The 21,290-nt window shown below is 43.0% G+C and carries 20 protein-coding genes; 3 read left to right on the forward strand and 17 right to left on the reverse strand.

What is annotated here, in order from left to right; genetic code table 11:
* The first annotated feature begins 110 nt into the window (after nucleotides 1-110).
* Nucleotides 111-548, forward strand: coding sequence for a YueI family protein (locus ABTV07_RS13390; RefSeq protein ID WP_433743013.1), 438 nt, complete (start codon nucleotides 111-113; stop codon nucleotides 546-548).
* Between the two features lie 178 nt (nucleotides 549-726).
* Nucleotides 727-1,446, forward strand: coding sequence for a YebC/PmpR family DNA-binding transcriptional regulator (locus ABTV07_RS13395; RefSeq protein ID WP_433743015.1), 720 nt, complete (start codon nucleotides 727-729; stop codon nucleotides 1,444-1,446).
* A 53-nt stretch (nucleotides 1,447-1,499) separates the two neighbouring features.
* Here ABTV07_RS13395 and gndA read toward each other — a convergent pair whose 3' ends face one another.
* The 6 genes from gndA to mce all read right to left on the reverse strand — a co-directional run bounded on the left by gndA (nucleotide 1,500) and on the right by mce (nucleotide 8,234).
* The gene (gene gndA, locus ABTV07_RS13400) at nucleotides 1,500-2,912 is read right to left on the reverse strand and encodes an NADP-dependent phosphogluconate dehydrogenase (protein WP_433743017.1); all 1,413 of its coding nucleotides are present in this window, start codon (nucleotides 2,910-2,912) and stop codon (nucleotides 1,500-1,502) included.
* Nucleotides 2,913-3,026: 114 nt separating this feature from the next.
* Nucleotides 3,027-4,286 (reverse strand): DNA polymerase IV, encoded by a 1,260-nt coding sequence (locus ABTV07_RS13405; RefSeq protein ID WP_433743019.1) that lies wholly within the window; start codon nucleotides 4,284-4,286, stop codon nucleotides 3,027-3,029.
* 130 nt (nucleotides 4,287-4,416) lie between these two features.
* A complete protein-coding gene (locus tag ABTV07_RS13410) occupies nucleotides 4,417-4,884 on the reverse strand; it encodes a chemotaxis protein CheW (protein WP_433743020.1) in 468 nt (155 codons plus the stop codon).
* Between the two features lie 148 nt (nucleotides 4,885-5,032).
* Nucleotides 5,033-6,154 (reverse strand): tripeptidase T, encoded by a 1,122-nt coding sequence (locus ABTV07_RS13415; RefSeq protein ID WP_433743022.1) that lies wholly within the window; start codon nucleotides 6,152-6,154, stop codon nucleotides 5,033-5,035.
* 110 nt (nucleotides 6,155-6,264) lie between these two features.
* A complete protein-coding gene (locus ABTV07_RS13420) occupies nucleotides 6,265-7,815 on the reverse strand; it encodes an acyl-CoA carboxylase subunit beta (protein ID WP_433743024.1) in 1,551 nt (516 codons plus the stop codon).
* Nucleotides 7,812-8,234 (reverse strand): methylmalonyl-CoA epimerase, encoded by a 423-nt coding sequence (mce, locus tag ABTV07_RS13425; RefSeq protein ID WP_433743026.1) that lies wholly within the window; start codon nucleotides 8,232-8,234, stop codon nucleotides 7,812-7,814. Before mce ends, ABTV07_RS13420 begins: the two co-directional genes overlap by 4 nt.
* A gap of 187 nt (nucleotides 8,235-8,421) precedes the next feature.
* Between mce and prli42 the strand changes: the two genes are divergently transcribed.
* Complete coding sequence (prli42, locus tag ABTV07_RS13430) at nucleotides 8,422-8,517, forward strand: stressosome-associated protein Prli42 (RefSeq protein WP_158538390.1); 96 nt, start codon at nucleotides 8,422-8,424, stop codon at nucleotides 8,515-8,517.
* A gap of 309 nt (nucleotides 8,518-8,826) precedes the next feature.
* Here prli42 and ABTV07_RS13435 read toward each other — a convergent pair whose 3' ends face one another.
* The 11 genes from ABTV07_RS13435 to ABTV07_RS13485 form a co-directional block, all read right to left on the reverse strand.
* On the reverse strand, nucleotides 8,827-9,333 hold the full coding sequence (locus tag ABTV07_RS13435; protein ID WP_433743028.1) for a L,D-transpeptidase: 507 nt from the start codon (nucleotides 9,331-9,333) through the stop codon (nucleotides 8,827-8,829).
* 23 nt (nucleotides 9,334-9,356) lie between these two features.
* Complete coding sequence (locus ABTV07_RS13440) at nucleotides 9,357-10,346, reverse strand: aromatic acid exporter family protein (RefSeq protein WP_433743030.1); 990 nt, start codon at nucleotides 10,344-10,346, stop codon at nucleotides 9,357-9,359.
* Nucleotides 10,347-10,431: 85 nt separating this feature from the next.
* Complete coding sequence (locus ABTV07_RS13445; RefSeq protein WP_433743031.1) at nucleotides 10,432-11,154, reverse strand: amino acid ABC transporter ATP-binding protein; 723 nt, start codon at nucleotides 11,152-11,154, stop codon at nucleotides 10,432-10,434.
* Nucleotides 11,147-11,806: an amino acid ABC transporter permease gene (locus tag ABTV07_RS13450; RefSeq protein WP_433743033.1), complete on the reverse strand. Its 660-nt coding sequence runs from the start codon at nucleotides 11,804-11,806 to the stop codon at nucleotides 11,147-11,149. Before ABTV07_RS13450 ends, ABTV07_RS13445 begins: the two co-directional genes overlap by 8 nt.
* 93 nt (nucleotides 11,807-11,899) lie before the next feature.
* Nucleotides 11,900-12,673 (reverse strand): transporter substrate-binding domain-containing protein, encoded by a 774-nt coding sequence (locus ABTV07_RS13455; protein WP_433743034.1) that lies wholly within the window; start codon nucleotides 12,671-12,673, stop codon nucleotides 11,900-11,902.
* Between the two features lie 290 nt (nucleotides 12,674-12,963).
* Nucleotides 12,964-13,401, reverse strand: a complete 438-nt coding sequence (locus ABTV07_RS13460) for a BrxA/BrxB family bacilliredoxin (RefSeq protein ID WP_433743036.1) — start codon at nucleotides 13,399-13,401, stop codon at nucleotides 12,964-12,966.
* 198 nt (nucleotides 13,402-13,599) lie between these two features.
* On the reverse strand, nucleotides 13,600-14,625 hold the full coding sequence (gene meaB, locus ABTV07_RS13465; RefSeq protein ID WP_433743038.1) for a methylmalonyl Co-A mutase-associated GTPase MeaB: 1,026 nt from the start codon (nucleotides 14,623-14,625) through the stop codon (nucleotides 13,600-13,602).
* Entirely contained in the window at nucleotides 14,626-16,785 is a 2,160-nt protein-coding gene (gene scpA / locus ABTV07_RS13470) for a methylmalonyl-CoA mutase (RefSeq protein WP_433743040.1), read from the reverse strand.
* Nucleotides 16,782-18,611 carry a methylmalonyl-CoA mutase family protein gene (locus tag ABTV07_RS13475; RefSeq protein ID WP_433743041.1) on the reverse strand — a complete coding sequence of 610 codons (1,830 nt, stop codon included), beginning with the start codon at nucleotides 18,609-18,611 and terminating at the stop codon, nucleotides 16,782-16,784. The genes scpA and ABTV07_RS13475 overlap by 4 nt, the downstream gene beginning before the upstream one ends.
* Before the next feature lie 338 nt (nucleotides 18,612-18,949).
* Nucleotides 18,950-20,260 (reverse strand): dihydrolipoamide acetyltransferase family protein, encoded by a 1,311-nt coding sequence (locus ABTV07_RS13480; protein WP_433743042.1) that lies wholly within the window; start codon nucleotides 20,258-20,260, stop codon nucleotides 18,950-18,952.
* Between the two features lie 37 nt (nucleotides 20,261-20,297).
* Nucleotides 20,298-21,281: an alpha-ketoacid dehydrogenase subunit beta gene (locus tag ABTV07_RS13485; protein WP_114746198.1), complete on the reverse strand. Its 984-nt coding sequence runs from the start codon at nucleotides 21,279-21,281 to the stop codon at nucleotides 20,298-20,300.
* Between the last annotated feature and the right edge of the window lie 9 nt (nucleotides 21,282-21,290).

Raw genomic sequence — 21,290 nt, forward strand, 5'->3', positions numbered from 1 at the left:
AGTAAGGCTGGCTTTCTTTTTCACCATTCCCATTCCTGTGATTCATTCATATAATGGACCATTGACGAGGGTTTACGGACCATATTCAGCAAAGAGGAGGCCAATGGCCAATGGAAAGGACTTCAGTGGATGATTATATCCAGAAAGGGCTCTACGGGGAAATACAGACAAAACCGGATGAGCGCAGAAAGTTTTTAGGGACCCTTCGCGAAAGGATTGTCGTTGCGATTACGAAAAGCCAAGTAATGGATAAGAGCATCTATGACGATCTGGATGAAATCATGAGAAGCAATAAAAAAGCAAAAGTGCTTCTAAATGGTGAAATGGACTACTCTTATCTGTCCCCGTATATTAAGCTTGCGAATAAGCATCGCATATCCTTCTCGATAGTGGAGAATAAGCAGTCTTCAACAGATATAGGGCTAATTCTCGCATATGATTACGCCATCGACAAAGATGAAATTTATCTCAAACAGGAACCAAAGGAACAAACTGCTGCAAAAGAGAAAAAACAATCCCTCTTTCAAAAGCTATTCAGAAAGAAATAATAGATAAGGTGGGTGTTCGGCTCTTTTTAGGGGCCGTTTTTTTATGTAATATGAAAAATTAGCAAGTACCTCTGAATTTGCGTTATAATATTATCTAGTGGATGACTGCACGTATTGCAGCCAAATTCCAAACATCTATTATTCATAGATTCAAAAGCTGAAAGAGAGTGAATTTTTTATGGGTCGTAAATGGAATAATATCAAAGAAAAAAAAGCAGCCAAAGATGCCAATACCAGTCGGATTTATGCCAAATTCGGCCGTGAAATCTATGTGGCAGCGAAACAGGGAGAACCAGATCCTGAGTCCAATCAGGCATTAAAAATGGTTTTAGAAAGAGCTAAAACATACAATGTCCCAAGAGCAATCATCGACCGTGCGATAGAAAAGGCAAAAGGCGGAGCAGAAGAAAACTATGACGAGCTTCGCTATGAAGGCTTTGGCCCTAGTGGTTCCATGGTCATTGTCGATGCGTTGACTAATAACGTCAACCGAACAGCATCTGAAGTCCGTGCTGCCTTTGGGAAAAACGGCGGGAATATGGGAGTCAGCGGTTCTGTAGCCTATATGTTTGATGCTACTGCAGTATTCGGAATCGAAGGAAAATCCGAAGAAGAAGTGATGGAAATATTAATGGAAGCAGATGTGGATGCAAGAGATATAATCGAAGAAGATGACACGGTCATTGTCTATGCAGAACCTGACCAATACCATGCTGTGCAGGAAGCATTTAAAGCAGCAGGAATCACAGAATTCTCTGTAGCAGAATTAACGATGCTCGCACAAAATGATGTCGTCCTTCCTGAAGATGCTAAAGCACAATTTGAAAAAATGATCGATGCTATTGAAGATCTTGAAGATGTACAGCAAGTCTACCACAATGTGGACCTTGGAGAGTAAATGAATTCAAATGAAAAGAAGACCTCGGAAAAGGTCTTCTTTTTCATTTCCTATTATTTTTTCATCCATTCCGTATGGAAAATCCCCTCTTTATCCACCCGTTCATATGTGTGGGCACCGAAGTAGTCACGCTGCGCCTGGATGAGGTTTGCCGGCAATGTCTCTGTTCGGTAGCTGTCATAGTAAGAAAGGGCACTGGAGAAACCTGGAACAGGAATTCCATTCATAACAGCTGCAGAAATCACTTCGCGGAGCGAGGACTGGTAATTTTCAACAATCCCCTTGAAGTAAGGATCAAGCATCAGATTATCGAGATTCGGCTCCCGGTCATATGCTTCCTTGATCTTTTGAAGGAACTGCGCACGAATGATGCAGCCGCCCCTGAAAATCATTGCGATGTCGCCATAGCGAAGGTCCCATCCAAACTCCTCAGAAGCTGATTTCATTTGAGCAAAGCCTTGTGCATAAGAACAGATCTTACTCATGTAAAGCGCCTTCCTGACAGATTCAATCAAATCTGAACGATTCCCTTCAAAAGGCTTGGATTCTGGCCCTTTAAGGAGTTTACTTGCTTTAGTCCGCTCCTCTTTCATGGCAGAAATGAAGCGTGCAAAAACAGATTCCGTAATGATCGGGAGAGGTACACCAAGGTCAAGTGCACTTTGGCTTGTCCACTTGCCCGTTCCCTTTTGCCCTGCTTTGTCGAGGATCACATCGACCATCGGCTTCCCTGTCTCTTCATCTTTTTTGGTGAAAATATCAGCCGTGATTTCAATGAGATAGCTGTCGAGCTCTCCTTTATTCCATTCGGCAAAGACCTCATGAAGCTCTTCTGCAGATAGGCCCAGGACATTTTTCAAAAGGAAATAGGATTCTGCAATCAGCTGCATATCGCCATATTCGATGCCATTATGGACCATTTTGACATAATGACCTGCACCATCAGGACCGATATAGGTCGTGCAAGCTTCTCCTTCCACTTTGGCAGCAATGCTTTTTAAAATAGGTTCTACGAGGTCATAAGCTTCTTTCTGTCCCCCAGGCATGATGGATGGACCGGTCAATGCCCCTTCTTCCCCTCCGGAAACTCCGGTGCCGATGAAATGAATCCCGCGCTCGCTTAGTTCTTTATTGCGTCGTTGTGTATCTTCGAAAAACGTATTGCCCCCATCGATCAGGATATCGCCTTCCTCGAGGAATGGCAGAAGCTGTTCAATTGTAGCATCTGTAGCTGGACCAGCTTTCACCATCAATAAGATCTTCCTCGGCACCTCCAATGATTGGACAAATTCTTCTATGGAATAGGCTGGATGAATATTTTTGCCTTTTGATTCTTTGAGCATTTCTTCTGTTTTTTCACTTGAACGATTATAGACAGAAACTGAATAGCCTCTGCTTTCGATGTTCCAGGCAAGGTTTTTCCCCATCACTGCAAGCCCGATCACACCAATTTGTTGTTTTGCCATGCTATTACGTCCCTTCTATCCATTGATTTTCAATTGTCTTTTACTATATCAGTATTCCCTTACTGCTACAAATAAAAGGGATCCTTCAGAAGTTTCTCCAGGATGCCTTTCAATTCATTCCTTTTTTCGTTCATAAAGAAAGTCTTTGTTAAAACTTGTATCTGTGTGCTGATCTTTTTTCAAGGTGTCTACTTTAACGCCTTTCGTCACTGCATTTTTCCCAAACTTGCTATTGAGATTTTCCAGTGCTTGATACAATGGCTCCTTCTTGGCCTCTTTTTCATAGGAGAATAAATCAAGCTGCAAGAGCGCATCCTCCTCTTCCACCAAATCCTGTGCCGTTACACCCAAGAGCCGGACACCATTCCCGTTCCAATGTTCGATAAACAGCGAACTGGCCGCATTGAAAATATCTTTTTGCTTGATAATGGGGTTATTCAGCTTTCGGCTTCTTGTAATCGTTTTTCGGTCTTTATACCGTATCATCACAGAAATATTGACTGTGAGGGCATTTTTCTTTCTCATACGTTCAGATACTTTTTGAGACAGCTCTTTTAATACAGCAAGGAGCTCCTGCTGATTGGAAATATCCCTCGGAAGGGTAGTTGAATTGCCTATGCTTTTAAAATCGTAGACAGATTCCGGATCTACTTCTCTTGAATCGATGCCATTCGCCCGTTCCCTCAGCCGTATTCCATTAATTCCGAGAACTTTTTTCAGCTGTGTCTCATTTCCCGAAGCCAAATCCCTGATGGTCAAAATATTGATCCCTTTTAGTTTCTCTGCTGTTTTGGCTCCGATTCCATGCATCTCCTGCACAGGCAATGGCCAAAGGATATTGGGGATGTCCCTTTTCCTCAACACAGTGATGCCCATCGGCTTTTTCATATCTGAAGCCATTTTTGCAAGAAATTTATTAGGGGCGATACCTATGCTGCACGGAAGATCGAGCTGTTCTTTGATGCTCCGTTGGATGCTGGCAGCGATTTGCAATGGGGATCCGAGTTCGAAACTGTCTGTTATATCAACATATCCTTCATCGATTGATACAGGCTCTACCAATTCTGAATAGGTTCGGAGAATATCAAAAATACCTCTGGATGCCGCCCGGTAGCGGTCAAAATTAGGGCGCATGACAATCATATCCGGACATTTTTTCCTTGCCTCCCAAAGAGGCATGGTGGTTTTCACCCCGAACTTGCGGGCTTCATAGCTGCATGTCACAATGATGCCCCGCCTTTCCTCGGGATTCCCCGCAATTGCAAGCGGCTTCCCTTTGAGTGCGGGATTATAGGCCATCTCGACAGAAGCGTAAAAACTATTCATATCTACATGAAGAATGACTCGTCCATTCTTCGGATAAAAGCTCTTCACAGAACTTCACTTCCCAAAACGTATTGTTCCTTCTATTATATCAATAATCAAAAGCCCTCCCCAAAAAAATAGCCTTCCTTCTTGATTAGAAACAAGAAAAACCGGATATTAAAATATCCGGCGGAGAGAATTAGACCATTTCGTAATTTTCTACATATTCCTGTATGGCATCTATGTTTTCAAGGGATTCGACCAACAGATCTGGATCGATCATGGTAATGAGGCCCTTTTCCAGGTTGGCAACACCTGAGAAGAATTTTGTTTTTCTATAGCCCATCAAAGCTACTTTCTTTAACAATTCAGCAGGAATATCGATGATTTCTTTTGCTTCCCTTACGAAAAGACCGATTGAAAGTTTGTCCGTCTTCAGGACAATCATTCGTGAAATTTCATTATGATTCAGCTGGCTTCCATAGAGCAGCTCTTCTAAATCGATGGCCGGCAGCAGTTCATCGCGGACTTTCACAATGCCCTTTACAAAAGAAGGAAGCTGCGGGATGGGATTCGTTTCTGGAATTTTCTCGATGGAAATCACAAAGGATATCGGAATCCCGTAATCTTCTTCATTAATCTTAAATACAACTGCTTTTTCGCTCAAATCCTCTGCATCCCCTTTATGTGTCATTTTCCTGTTATGTATAATTTATCATATTTATCTTATTTATGGAGATAAAGTTGCTTTGAAAATAAGTTCATGAAAAAAGGGCCTCCAATAGGAAGCCCCTTTCGTATGTTGAATTAAAATTTTACGCTTCTGCTACTTCCTTGACTACGGCTACTACCATTTCAGCCAATTTTGTCAATTCAGCCACAGGCATGCGCTCATTCGTTGTATGGATTTCTTCGTATCCGACAGCAAGGTTGACCGTCGGAACGCCGAATCCTGCAATGACGTTTGCATCGCTTCCGCCGCCGCTTGTCAATAGTTTGCTTTCACGTCCGATTTTGGCAGCAGCTTTTTTCGCTACTTCCACTACATGGTCGCCTTCTCCAAATTTGAAGCCAGGGTACATGATCTGAACATCCACTTCCGCTTTTCCGCCGAACTCTTCAGCAGTCTTTTCGAAAGCTTCCTTCATTTTTGCTACTTGCGCTTCCATTTTTTCAGGGACGAGAGAGCGTGCTTCCGCAAGGATATCCACGCGGTCGCATACGATATTTGTTGCCTGTCCGCCTTCGAATCGGCCGATATTTGCAGTCGTCTCTTCATCAATGCGTCCAAGTGGCATTTTCGAAATAGCTTTTGCTGCAAGCGTAATGGCAGAAACGCCTTTTTCCGGTGCCACACCTGCGTGTGCAGTCTTTCCGAAGATGGTCGCTTTTACTTTAGCTTGAGTCGGAGCAGCAACAATGATATTTCCAACAGGTCCGTCACTGTCAAGTGCAAAGCCAAACTTAGCCTTCACAAGGGAAGAATCCAATGCTTTCGCTCCAACTAGACCGGACTCTTCTCCAACTGTGATGATGAATTGAATGGTACCGTGCTCTACATTTTGTTCTTTCAAGGCACGGATTGCTTCAAACATGCTCGCAAGGCCAGCTTTATCATCTGCACCAAGGATTGTAGTTCCGTCAGTCACCACGTAGCCATCTTTTACAGAAGGCTTGATGCCCTTGCCGGGAACTACTGTATCCATGTGGGAAGTGAAGTAGATGGTATCCACTCCTTCTTTCGTACCTTTTAAGGTGCAAATAAGATTCCCCGCACCATGGCCAGTCTGTTCCATTGTATCGTCTTCAAAAACTTCTACGCCAAGATCCTCAAATTTCTTTTTCAAGACTTTTGCGATTTCGCTTTCATTTTTGGTTTCTGAGTCGATTTGAACCAACTCAAGGAACTCATTCAATAAACGTTCTTCGTTAATCATAATCAAGGACCTCCAAATATGTATTCACAAATTTAGTATATCGTGAATTGTTGGTGAGGACAAATAAACTCACTCTAATATTTAGCTGCCGATGCAAAAACGATAAGTTCCTACAAAGGGATGTTGCCGTGCTTCTTCTTTGGACGCTCTTCTTTTTTATTTCTCATAATTTCAAGTGCCTGAATCAATTTTATTCTTGTTTCCCTTGGGTCGATGACATCATCCACCATTCCCCTGGATGCAGCAACATAAGGATTGGCAAATTTCTCACGGTACTCTTCAATCTTTTGATTACGCAATTCTTCCGGATTTTCGCTATTTTGTATTTCCCGGGCAAAAATAATATTGGCAGCTCCCTGCGGCCCCATTACGGCAACTTCTGCATTCGGCCAAGCATATACGAGATCCGCTCCGATAGATTTGCTGTTCAATGCAACATAAGCGCCTCCAAATGCCTTACGGAGAATCACAGTGATTTTAGGAACCGTCGCTTCTGAATACGCATAAAGAATTTTTGCTCCATGCCTGATGATGCCCCCATGTTCCTGTTTGATCCCAGGGAAGAAGCCTGTGACATCTTCAAATGTGATCAATGGGATATTGAAAGAATCGCAGAAACGGATGAATCGGGATGCCTTATCGGAAGAATCGATATCAAGTCCTCCCGCCATAAACTTAGGCTGATTGCAGACAAGGCCAACTACTTCTCCTTTGATCCTTGCAAAACCTACGACAATATTTTTCGCGAATTCTGCCTGCACCTCAAAGAAGGAGTCTGTGTCCACAACCTGTTCAATCACTTTTCTTACATCATAAGGGCGGACGGCATCAAAAGGGATGATGTCGGTCAACTCCGGACGATAATGATCCTCTTCTTCATAAGAAGCCGCATCCGGTTTTTCTTCATTATTTTGAGGAAGGTAGCCAATCAGTGTGCGGACTTGCTCAAGCACCTCCATCTCCGTCTTTGCCCGGAAATGGGCATTGCCGCTGATTGTGTTATGCACCTTCGATCCACCGAGATCTTCTGATGAAATCTTCTCTCCTGTTACTGTCTCAATGACTTTCGGTCCTGTTATGAACATTTGGCTGGTGTCATCCACCATAAATACGAAATCGGTGATGGCCGGCGAATAAACTGCTCCACCTGCGCATGGACCCATGATGACGGAAATCTGTGGGATGACTCCGGAATAAATGGCGTTTCGATAAAAAATGTGGCCATATCCATCCAATGAAACAACGCCTTCCTGGATGCGTGCCCCGCCTGAATCATTCAACCCGATGAATGGGGCTCCATTTTTAGCGGCAAGATCCATGACATTTGCAATTTTTTTCGCATGCATTTCTCCCAATGCACCGCCAAAAACCGTGAAGTCCTGTGAAAACAGATAAATCGGCCTGCCGTTCACTTTACCGTAGCCGGTCACTACTCCGTCGCCCGGTCCTTCCATTTGATCAAGTCCAAAATCATTGCAGCGATGTTGAATAAATGGATTCAATTCAACGAAAGAGCCTTCATCCACCAAAAGGTCGATCCGTTCACGGGCAGTCAATTTTCCTTTTTCATGCTGTTTCTCTATTTTTTCATCTCCACCGCCAAGTTCTACTTTCCGGCGCATGTCATATAATTCGTTGATTTTTTCGTAGATATCTGTCATTTCCCTTCTCCTCCCGCATGCTTTTTCTCGCAAAGTTCGTAAAGGACGCCCATTCCTGATTTCGGATGCAAAAACGCGACTTCCGCCCCGCCGGCTCCGATCTTCGGCTCATCTTGAATCAGACGTATTCCCTTTTCTTTCAATTCTTCCATACGCTCTTTTATGGATTCAACTCCAAGGGCCACATGATGGATTCCTTCTCCCTTTTTGTCTATGAATTTCCACACTGCACTATTTTCACTTGTAGGTTCAAGCAATTCGAGTTTTGTATTTCCGCAGTCAATGAATGCCACTTTGACTGACTCGGAGGGAACCTCTTCGATTTTGAGGCATTGCAGTCCTAAGATTTCCGTGTAAAAACCCAATGAATCTTCAATGGAACGAACAGCAATTCCGATATGGTCTACTTTTTTGATCATCTGTTTTCCTCCTTGCTGAGTTAAATAGACAAAACATTAACTATATTCGCTAAACGTTTTCAACATTCCTGCTTTCTTCGACAATTTTCGGAAGCGTTTTCAAACTTCAATATCATTCACTGCTTGTCAGATCTTTCTTCACTAGCTAAAATAATAAGCAACAGCCTTCTTTAAAGGAGAGAAAAAGATGAGAAATAAAACATTTCAAAAAGTGATCGTTTATTTAATGCTGCTCGCGATGATTGCATCAACAATTATTTTTGGACTAGCAATGGTCCTATAGAAAAGCGGAAGCGCCTAGATCAGCCCCGACCAGCATAAGACGGAACTCGAAGGAAATCCTGATTTCCGTAGAGGTACGGCTTATGAATCGAGGGGCTAGGCGCTGGAGCTGGACAAATAGAAAAGCGGAACCGGCTTGTACAGAGGCGCCGAGGTTGGACTAAAGCACCACGAGATAAAGGAAACACGGTGAACGAAGTGAACCGATGTTGACTTATCGTAAGTGTGCTGAAGGAAACCTCCCAGCCTCTAGCCGGTGGAGCTGGACAAAAGAAAGCAAAACCCGGTTCCGTAAAGGATCCGGGTTTTATTAGTGGATGGCTCCATTTTCCTTCGCAATTTGATCAAAGCTTTTGGAAGAATTGACGATATTTACTTTTGTTCCAATAGGGACCATATCATATAATGCTTCTACAGCTGCTTTCGGCAGGCGCACGCAGCCATTTGAAATATACTTGCCAATAGACGACGGCTGGTTTGTGCCGTGCAGTCCATACATCCTTCCATCCGTCCCCAATGCATCAAATCCGATCCATCGTGTGCCAAGGGGGTTCCTTGGGTCGCCGCCCGGGATGTTTTTCCGCCGATAATAAGGATCTTTTGCTTTAACCGTCACCGTGAAAAGGCCTTCCGGGGTGAGATCATTCGTTTTGCCTGTAGCTATTTTTGTTTTTAGCTGCAGACGGCCTTCATTATAAAAGACGAGTTCATTTGTCCGCTTATTAACGATGATAAAAGGGTCCCCTTGAATGGGGTTCCGCCCAATGGGCCAAATGGGAGAGCCGATAAGCAATATGCAGACTAAAAGGATTTTCAAAAATACTCACCACACTTTTTTCCTTAGTGTGCATTTTGTCCAGTCTTCTGATTCATCTTTTTCCCTTTTATCCCTTTAAATGAACTTTTAATCAGCAAGTACTGCTCCATTTCCCTCACAAATTGAAAAAGCGCCGCTCGCACTTCAAATTCGCTTCTCGTCTTAGGCAGCTCCATCCCTTCGAAGTGAAGTTTCATATCATATAATTTTTTTAAATATAAAAATGCCGTGTTCCCAGGGTGGATATTGCTGCTTACTTCTTCAAGGAAATCCGCAACGATTTTGGACTGCTCTACATTCATTTCAAGAGAAGTAATAATAGGCAGCACACGCTCAATGATCTCAAATTGCTTCTCCCTCATTTTAAAGTAATGGTAGTAGGAATCTTCGCTTCGCAAAACATGGTTTTGAAGATCCCTGACCGCCAGTCCTTTTGCTTCTTCAAGCATCCGGGCAGTTTCCGTAATTTCTTTGCCATCCCAATCGCTATTATGCGTGCGCAAATAAAAGATGATTTCTGTAAATATTGAATGAAAGTTCTCTTCTATTTTTTCAAGAAGAGAAAGCAGCCTGTTTTCCATACTCGGCATGTATAAATTCATAACCAGGGCAATCCCGATGCCGATAAGGATGATGCAAAACTCATTGAAAATCGAGTGGGTTGTCACCTGGCCGGCGGAATAAATATGAAGGATGATAACAATGCTTGTGACGATTCCTTCCTTTGCCTTCACCATGACAGTGGTAGGGATGAATACGAGAAGAAGCAATCCGATCACAAACGGATAATAGCCTATAGCTTCAAAAAACACAGATGAAAAAATCATGGCAAGTACACAGGCCAAAAATCTGGTCCATGCCGCCTTGATAGATTGCCTTTTTGTTACTTGGATGCACAGAACTGTGATGATTCCGGCTGAAACGAAATTATGCAGATCGAACCACTGGGCAAGCATGATGGCCAGCACAGTTCCGATTGCTGTTTTAATGGTCCTATAGCCAATACGAAACATAAACCTGCTCCTCGCTTTATGTACAATTCAAATTCTCAAAAAAGAAAAGATGATCAGCTGATCATCTTTTCTAAGGATAATATGTTTACAATACTTTTTGCAAGAAATCTTGAGCACGTTTGGAGGATGGACTTGAGAAGAATACTTGCGGGTCTTCATCCTCGAGTAGCTGGCCTTCGTCCAAAAATAATACACGGTCTGCCACTTCTTTTGCAAATCCCATTTCATGCGTCACAATGATCATGGTCATTCCTGTATGAGCAAGTGATTTCATTACATCAAGCACTTCTTTTACCATCTCAGGATCGAGGGCAGAGGTCGGTTCATCAAATAGCATGATTTTAGGATTCATAGCGAGGGCCCTTGCGATAGCCACACGCTGCTTCTGGCCTCCTGACAATCTGTTTGGATATTCATCGGCTTTTTCTACAAGTCCTACTTTGGAAAGCAGCTCCTTCCCGAGCTCTTCCGCCTCCCCTTTAGTCAATCCCTTCACTTTGATCGGGGCATACGTAATGTTCTCCAGGACTGTCATATGAGGGAAAAGGTAAAAATGCTGAAACACCATGCCTATTTCTTTTCTGAATGCTTGAATATCCACTTTTTTTCCGGTGATGGAATGATTGTCGATCAAAATGTCACCTGCAGTTGGACTTTCAAGCAGATTCAAGCAGCGGAGGAAAGTGGACTTTCCAGATCCGGATGGTCCGATGACAGCAACAACCTCCCCTGGATCAATCGTAACGCTTATATCCTTCAATACTTCATTTTTTCCAAACATTTTGGATAATCCGTTGACATTAATCACTGACCCTCATTCTCCTTTCGACTGCCTTGCCTAACACCGTTAGGATAATGACAAGCAGATAATAGACAAGTCCTGCGAATAATAGCGGTTCAAAGAAAGAATATAAATCGCTTCCTACCATATAAGATCTTCTCATGACATCTGTTACGCCTATGACGGTCACAATGGCGGATTCCTTCGTAAGTGTGATGAATTCATTCATTAGAGCAGGCAGGATATTTTTCAATGCCTGAGGAAGAATGATATCTTTCATCATTTGTTTATAAGATATTCCTAGTGCAGCTGCCGCTTCCTGCTGACCTTTGTCGACCGCCTGAATTCCCGCACGGATGATTTCGGAAATATAGGCAGCAGAATTCATGGCAAATGCAGAGACTGCTGCGGTATATGGATCGATTTGAGTTCCGAAAATCTGGGGTGAACCATAGAAGATGATCATCAATTGAAGTACGAGCGGCGTACCCCTGAATATTGAAGTATACACATCCGCTATGATGCCCAGCACTTTCAGTTTGCTGATTTTAAATAATGCCAAAAGGATGCCGAATAAAAATCCTATGACCCCTGCAAGCAGGACAATCTTTAATGTGACGCCAATTCCTTTTAATATAAATGGTACCGAAGGGATTAACTGTTGAAAATCCAGTCCCATTGTACACCATCCTTTCTCCTGCGAAAGTTCATGCAGGCTGTCTTCAAATAGAGGAGACGTTCAAACTGATGCCTGAACGTCTCTTGAATTTTATTATTTTGCATCTGCTCCGAACCATTTGATGATTAATTTGTCCAGTTCGCCGCTGTCTTTCATTTCTTTTAAAGCCTTATTGAATGTCGGAGTCAAGTCGCTGTTTTTAGGAAAAGCGATGGCAGACCCGGCTTCATCATCACTCGTTTTGATATTAAAACCTTGCAGCTCAGCATGCTTCTTAAGGAATCCCTGTGCTACCGTATCTTCAATGATTGCTGCCTGGAATCTTCCATTCTGTACATCCTGGACAAGTTCAGGGATGCGGTTTCTTGTTTCGATATCAAAGGCTGTATTTTTTTGCAGTTCCTTTGCAGCGTCTTCTTGGATTGATCCCAATTGAACACCTATTTTTCCGCCTTTTAGATCTTCTACACTCTTGATATTGCTTTCCTTCTTCGTCACGATCATATCGTTTGCTTTGTAATAGACATCGCTGAAGTCAACATTTTTCTTACGTTTAGGAGTAGGTGTCATACCAGCCAGTACAAGGTCAGCCTGTTTTGTTTTCAAAGCTGTGATCAAACCGCTGAAATCTTTATCTTCCACTTTAATTTTGTACCCGAGCTTTTTGCCCAATGCCTTAGCAAGATCAACGTCAAAACCTACGATTTCATCACTATTTGCTGTATCGACATATTCAAATGGCGGGTAGTCGGCTGATGTCGCCATTACCAATGTTTTCTTGTCTGCTGCAGATTCTTCTTTCCCGCATGCAGCCAACGCTGAAACGACTAGTAAACTAGCAATAATTGCAGATGCTATTTTTTTCATAATTTTCTCCTCCAGTTTTCTGTATATAAATTCAAAATTAAGTATAATCATTAACCTATTTGCATTTTAACACGAATAAATATTTATGCAATATATTTAATAAATATTTATTAGCAAGAATATAAAGTTCTAAAATTCTGAAAATATCCGGTAGAAAGCAATGAGGTATAAAGCTTTCGAATGGAAAATGTGAAATTAGAAAAGCGGAAGCGCCCTGAAAGCACTTTCTTATCTCTTGAAAAAAACCGGCCAAGGAATTCCCGGCCGGTTCATTCAATCAGAAGAATGTATTACATTTCTTCACAATATTGATCAAAGTATGATTGAAGCTTATTGACGACAGACATAGGATCATGTCCTTCAATCTCATGTCGTTCTACCATCGTACATAATTTCCCATCCTTTAAGATAGCAAAAGATGGAGAGGATGGCGGGTAATCAGTGAAATAGCTTCTTGCTTTTGCAGTAGCTTCTTTATCCTGGCCTGCAAAGACGGTCACTAAGTGGTCTGGGCGATTATCATAATGGATGGCGTGGGCGGCAGCTGGTCTTGCAATTCCCCCGGCACATCCGCAGACAGAGTTGATCATGACCAATGTAGTTCCTTTATTGGCAAAGGCTGCTTCAACTTCTTCAGCAGTCTTCAATTGTTCATAGCCGGCTGCTTCGATTTCTTGGCGGGCCTGTCTTACGACATCATTCATAAATAGGTTAAAATCCATGCTCATTTTATTCTCTCCTTCTTGATCGACCGCCCCTAAAAAAGAACGATCTTCATCATTACTATCATTATATTCGATTTCGACTAATTTTTATAGTAATTGGGTTTATAAAGGAATTTGAGGGGTAGAATAATAGTACATCTAGATCCATACCCCTAAAACTCCCTAGATGTCTCGGATAGCGGAATGCCGCTATCCCTTTTTTTATGGTCTTTTATATTCATCAAAAAGGTATTCGAGCGCGCTTGATACAGTTCTTTCTTCATTCGTTACTTGTTTAAGTATGGAAGGCAAAGTTTTCTTTATCCTTTCATCCTGAAAGAATGCTTGAGAAAGGCGGTCGTGGATGGAAGAATAAAGCCATTCCTTAGCCTGGGACTGACGCCTTCCGATGAAAACGCCTGATTTCTTTGTGCTTTCCATGAATGAAACGATGATGTCCCATATTTCTTCGATCCCGGTATATTGAAGTGCCGAACATGTATAAGCCCGAGTGGTCCATCCCTTTGTCGCAGGCTGCAGGAAGTGCAGGATTTGATTATATTCTGACTTGGTTTTTTGAGCGAGCTTTATATTCCCTCCGTCTGCCTTATTCACTATAATGGCATCTGCAAGCTCCATGATCCCTTTTTTCATACCTTGTAATTCATCGCCTGCACCCGTCAATACAAGCAGCATAAAGAAATCGACCATACCTCTAACAATTACTTCGCTCTGACCCACACCGACGGTTTCCACTAAGATGACATCGTAGCCTGCAGCTTCACATGCAGCAATCGATTCCCTTGTTTTACGATGCACACCGCCGAGGGTACCGCCAGAAGGAGATGGGCGGACAAATGCATTTGGGTGCTTCACAAGTTTTTCCATCCTGGTTTTGTCGCCGAGGATGCTCCCTCCGGTCATTGTGGAACTCGGATCTACTGCGAGCACCGCTACCCTATGGCCCATTTCACAGAGCATAGTACCAAACGATTCTATGAAGGTGCTTTTGCCTGCACCCGGAACTCCAGTGATCCCGATGCGGACTGAGTTCCCTGTATGTGGAAGCAGCTGTTTTAGCATTGCCTGGCTAAAGGAATGATGATTGGGAGAATTGCTTTCAATCAACGTTATCGCTTTGGCCAGGGATGTCCTTTCTTTTGCCAGTACACCATTCACCAGCGCATTCACATCCGGCTGTACACCGGTCTTTTTTTTGAAGCGAGGACGCTTTTGGCTTTCTTCCATTTATTCCATCACTTCCTCATAGCCCAATCTCCGATAAATTTCTTCAATCACTTTTTGGGCAGCAGGAGGGATGACTGTTCCTGGTCCAAATATGGCGGCTGCTCCCTGCTCATATAAATAAGCATAATCTTGTGGAGGGATGACTCCCCCAATCACAACAAGGATATCGTCTCGACCGAGTTTTTTCAGCTCTCCTACCAATTGTGGAAGCAATGTTTTATGTCCGGCTGCAAGTGAACTGACCCCAATGACGTGCACATCATTTTCGACTGCCTGCATGGCCGTTTCTGCAGGGGTTTGGAACAATGGACCAATATCTACATCGAATCCTAAATCAGCGAAAGCGGTAGCAATGACTTTTGCTCCGCGATCATGTCCGTCCTGCCCCATTTTGGCAATCATGATTCTTGGTCTTCTTCCCTCGTTTTCCAGGAACTCTTCTGTCAATTGTCGGACAGATCCAATTTCTTCTTCATTCGTGAAAGAATTGCTGTATACACCGCTGATTGAGCGAATGACCGCTTTATGGCGCCCACATGCCTTTTCAACAGCATCTGAAATCTCCCCAAGCGTCGCTCTGGCTCTTGCCGCTTCAACCGCAAGTTCCAATAGATTCCCTTCGCCGTTTTTGGCCGCTTCACTCAGAGCAGCAAGTGTTTCGGCGACTGTTTTTTCATCTCTTTCAGCTTTCAATAACTGCAATCGCTGGACTTGTTTTTGGCGTACGGCAGTATTATCAATATCCAGCGTTTCAATAGGGTCTTCTTTATCCAGTCGGAATTTATTGACGCCTATGATGGATTCTTTGCCTGAATCGATCATTGCCTGCCTCTTAGCAGCCGCCTCTTCAATCCTCATCTTTGGAAGTCCGGTTTCAATCGCTTTTGTCATTCCGCCGAGCTGTTCAATCTCTTCGATATGCGCCCATGCTTTTTCCATTAATTCATGGGAAAGGGCTTCTACGTAATAGGAACCGCCCCATGGATCGATTACATTCGTGATTCCCGTTTCTTCCTGAAGATATAATTGTGTATTTCGTGCGATGCGTGCCGAAAAGTCTGTAGGAAGAGCGATTGCTTCATCAAGGGCATTCGTATGAAGCGATTGAGTATGCCCCATGGCAGCAGCGTGGGCTTCAATCAATGTACGGGTCACATTATTGAATGGGTCCTGTTCCGTCAAACTCCAGCCCGATGTCTGTGAATGGGTGCGAAGAGCCAATGATTTGGCATTCTCCGGAGAAAATTCCTGGATCATTTTAGCCCAAATCCTTCGGGCAGCCCTGAGCTTGGCGACTTCCATAAAATAATTCATTCCGATTGCCCAGAAGAATGAAAGCCGTGGAGCGAAAGAATCAATATTTATTCCTGCAGACAAGCCTGTCCTTACATATTCCAATCCATCTGCCAATGTATAGGCCAATTCGATGTCGGCAGTTGCGCCTGCCTCCTGCATATGATAGCCCGATATGCTTATACTGTTGAATTTCGGCATATGTTTGGACGTATATTCAAAGATGTCGGCTATGATTTTCATCGACATTTCAGGAGGATAGATATACGTATTCCTTACCATATATTCTTTTAAAATATCATTTTGAATCGTTCCAGCGAGCTTTTCCTTTTCGACTCCCTGTTCTTCCGCCGTGACAATATAAAATGCCATGATCGGAAGTACAGCACCATTCATTGTCATTGATACAGACATTTGATCAAGCGGGATCCCATCGAATAAAATCTTCATATCCAGGATGGAATCGATGGCAACGCCTGCTTTCCCTACATCTCCTTCCACCCGGGGATGATCGGAGTCATACCCTCTATGCGTCGCCAAGTCAAACGCAACCGACAAACCCTTTTGGCCCATGGCAAGGTTTCTTCTGTAGAAGGCATTGCTTTCTTCTGCAGTTGAAAAACCTGCATATTGCCTTACTGTCCAAGGGCGGTTCACATACATCGTCGGATAGGGGCCTCTAGTGAATGGAGCAAGCCCCGGTAAATCCTCCAGATGCTCAGCACTGCTGATATCCGTTTCCGCATACCGTGATTTGATCGAGATATTTTCATTGGTTCCATACTGAATAACATCATTTTCATGTAATTGTTGTTGTGTCTCATACGTTGAAAATGGGTTTATTTGTTTAAAAGAAGGTCTACTCATGCTTCTTCAGCTCCTTCCCAAATCAATAATAGTGATTGCAGCTTTTCGACCAGGTTCTGCTTTAAGTAAAGGCAGCCGTTCAATCCATTGCTTTTAAATAATGATTCATCATCACCTGAAGGCTTGCCTGCAATATCTACAACTGCATTTGGTGCATGTTCCTTCAGTATTTTTAACGTTTCCTGCGCCATTTCTCCATAGGCTGCTTCTGTGCCGCAGATGACATAGTAATGGAGTGGATGCTGTGTAATGAAAGCTTTGACATCCTCAGCAGCAAAGCATGGACCACTGAGGCTGACATCAATGCCGCCTGCTGCCAGGAATCCTGACGCAAAGTCGGCACGGGCTTTATACGCCTTCAATGTCTGGAGGCAGATCAAGCCGGCTAAAGGCTTCCTACCATTTAATTCAGCTTTCTTTGCTTTACTCCTTAATTTCTCAAACGCTTCTGATAGCCTGAATGGAAGAATCCGTTCGACTTCTGCATAGTCATTCAAATCGATTGCGCCTTCTTCTGAATAGCGGCAATCCTCAAAGCTGGAATCAGACAAGTTGGCATATATATTCGTCCCAATCATGGCATTCTTTCGTACAGCTGCATCCCTTTCACGTTTATCCGCGATTTCACGAATGTCCTTTTGAATGGTTCCCGTTTGAAGGGCCTTTATAATACCTCCCATTTCATCCAATTCAATGAATAAGTCCCAAGCTTTCCGTCCCATTTCGGAAGTCAGGTTCTCGATGAAATAGGAGCCCGCACTCGGATCATGCACCTTGGCAAGATGGGCTTCTTCTTTCAAAATCAGCTGCATGTTGCGTGCTGATCTTTCAGAAAAGCCATTTCTTTCTTCGTAAGTTTCATTGAAGGAAGAGAGATGAAGATAATCCACGCCCCCTACTATCGCAGCAAATCCTTCACTGCCTGTCCTCAGCATATTGACATATGGATCTAAGGCCGACTTTGTCATGAGGGAATCTTCTGCACTGATAACTGCCTCCATTTCTTCCATGACCCCATATTCTCTTAAAACAGCCTTCCATAGATGCTTAAATGCCCTTAATTTTGCTATCTCCATAAAGAATTGGCTGCCTATGGAAAAATGAAAGACCATACGCTCCACGGCTTCATGGATCCCCCAGCCATTCTCTTTTAATATCTCAAGGTATTCCACTGCTTCTGATAAAGCATAGGCAATTTCCTGCACAGCTGCAGCCCCTGCATTTTGATAAATGCTTGTATTGATTTCAATCGTTCTTAATTTAGAACCTGAATTTTTCAATGAGGTGATTTGATTGAGCCACTCTTTAAAAGATTCGGCTTGCTTTTTGATCAATTTTCCATTTTGCAGTCCATGTGTAAAAAGATCAAATGCTAAAACCCCATTAAAGTCTGGTTTTCCGGTAAAGAAATGATGAACTCTTTTCACTGTTTCATAATCGTTAATATACAGGGTTTTATTCTTCCCAAACACTGCCTGCAGGAATTGTTCCATCTCATCTGCTGATGTTTTGATCCCTTTCAATGAAAATGCTATACAGTCCTGGCCCCTTGACAATGCATGGCTGATTTTCTCTTCTAATTCTTTCAGGGAGCTGGCGGTCATCTCTTGTGCAATGAACCAATCGTTGTTCTTCTTTGCTGATGGCAGCATGAGTGAATTTTCTCTGTCTTTTTTTGTATATAATGGTTTAATTTCTATATTTTCATATGTTTTTGTATAGAGATCTTTGACGGATTTTCCTTTAAGTGTTTTTTCTACAAGTGATTCCCATTCACTTAGTTCTCTGAGCTTGAAGGATTGAGTTTTCATTTGTTCGATGCTCAAATCCTTTCCCCCTTCCATGAGTTGAAATCGTTTACATTATTATTTAAAAAAATTCTAAATCTTTATTATTTTTTACTATTTTAGTATATAAAAAAACGAGTGATTTAACAATAAACATTCATTTTCCGCTGCGGATGGACGCTTTCCGCGGGCGGGGCCGAGCCGCTTCCCTCGCTTCGCTCAGTCCAGGGTCTCGACTTTCCCGCTATTCCCGCAGGAGTCGCCATCCTTCACTCCAATTAACTTCGCAAAGATTGCAAAGAAATAATACTTAAATATTTAGCCATAAAATAAACAAAAGGCTGACCCTAAGTGTAAAGGATCAGCCTTTTGTTTTATTAATAGATGGATGTGCTTTGTTTGGATGTGTTTTCGATGATTTCTTTTACGCGCTGCAGGAATCTGCCGCAGATTAAACCATCAAGAACACGGTGGTCAAGGGACATACACAGGTTGACCATGTCTCTGACTGCAATCATTCCGTTATCCATCACGACAGGGCGTTTAACGATGGACTCTACCTGCAGGATTGCCGCCTGAGGGTAATTGATGATACCCATGGATTGAACAGAACCGAAGGATCCAGTGTTATTGACTGTGAATGTTCCTCCTTGCATATCATCTGATTTTAATTTGCCTGTACGGACTTTAGTGGCAAGTTCAGTGATTTCTCTTGCAATGCCTTTGATTGTCTTTTCATCAGCATTTTTAATCACTGGTACAAACAACGCATCATCCGTTGCAACTGCAATCGAGATATTGATATCTTTCTTCTGGATGATTTTTTCACCAGCCCACATAGAATTGATCTGCGGGAATTCTTTCAATGCTTGGGCAACTGCTTTTACGAAGAAAGCAAAGAAAGTAAGATTGAAGCCTTCACGCTGCTTGAATTCGCCTTTGATTTCATTTCTGTATGCAACCAGATTCGTCGCATCCACTTCCATCATAGTCCATGCGTGCGGTGCTTCATGCTTGCTTCTGAGCATGTTGGCCGCAATCGCTTTGCGGACGCCTGTAACCGGAATTTCGATATCCCCTGCTGCCACAGGTACAGATGGGGCTGGCGCTGCTGGTGCTTTTGGTGCTGCTGGAGCTTCTTGAACAGGTGCTTTTTCCGGAGCGGCTGCCGGCTTAGATGGAGCTTCGCCAGCTTTTGGAATATTACCGGAATCAATCAGCTTCATTAGATCTTTACGAGTGATTCTTCCTTCTTTACCTGTTCCTTCAACTTGATTCAAATCAATATCATGTTCTTGTGAAAGCTTAAGGACAGCGGGAGAATACCGCGCTTTGCTGCCAGGGTCTCTCTTAACAGGAGCAGCTGAAGGCTTACTATTATTCGCTGGCTCTGTTTTTTCCATTTTTTCTGCAGGCTTTTCTTCTGAAGTTTCTTCAGCACTGCCGCCTTCTGTTTCAATGGAACAGATGAATTCCCCTACTTCCAGGGTATCCCCTTCTTGTCCGATCAGTTCTTTAATCACACCTGAAAAGGAAGATGGGACTTCTGCATTTACTTTATCCGTTTGAACTTCTGCAATGGGATCATATTTATTGACTGTATCACCAGGTGCTACAAGCCATTTGCTAATTGTACCTTCAGTTACACTTTCCCCTAACTGAGGCATTTTCATTTTTTCTACTGCCACTGAAGAAAACCTCCTTTGAATCTTAAGTTGTTATCGATTAATACTCTGCTAATTCACGCATCGCTTTTTCAACTTTATCAGGGTTGATCATGAAGTACTTTTCCATAGTAGGTGCATATGGCATTGCAGGTACATCCGGTCCAGCAAGTCGCATGATAGGAGCATCCAGATCAAATAGACAGTTTTCAGAAATGATGGCAGAAACCTCACTGATTATACTGCCTTCCTTGTTATCCTCTGTGACCAATAGGACTTTACCCGTTTTAGAAGCAGCTTCAATGATTGCTTCTTTATCTAATGGATAGATTGTACGAAGGTCAAGGATATGAGCTTCAATGCCATCTTCAGCAAGTCTTTCTGCCGCTTGAAGTGCGAAATGCACGCTTAGGCCATAAGTGATGACTGTAATGTCTTCGCCTTCTCTTTTCACATCTGCTTTACCGATAGGAAGCACATAGTCATCCTCAGGGACTTCTCCTTTAATTAAGCGATATGCACGCTTATGCTCGAAGAATAATACTGGATCTTCATCACGGATGGCTGCTTTAAGCAAACCTTTTACATCATATGGTGTAGAAGGCATGACGATTTTCAGTCCTGGCTGGTTAGCAAAAACCGCTTCTACTGATTGAGAATGGTAAAGTGCTCCGTGGACCCCGCCGCCATAAGGGGCGCGGATGACCATTGGACAGCTCCAATCATTATTTGAGCGGTATCTGATGCGAGCCGCTTCTGAAATGATTTGGTTTACAGCAGGCATGATGAAGTCAGCGAACTGCATTTCAGCAATCGGACGCATTCCATACATGGCTGCTCCGATTCCTACACCTGCAATAGCAGATTCAGCAAGCGGTGTATCAATGACACGCTCTTCGCCAAATTGATCATAAAGACCATGAGTCGCTTTAAAAACGCCTCCCTTTTTACCTACGTCTTCACCTAATACGAATACTTTTTCATCGCGTTCCATTTCTTCACGGATCGCCATTGTAACGGCATCAATATAAGAAATTACTGGCATCGTTTTCTT

The sequence above is a fragment of the Falsibacillus pallidus genome (genome assembly GCF_050990905.1).
Lineage (GTDB): Bacteria > Bacillota > Bacilli > Bacillales > DSM-25281 > Falsibacillus > Falsibacillus pallidus_A.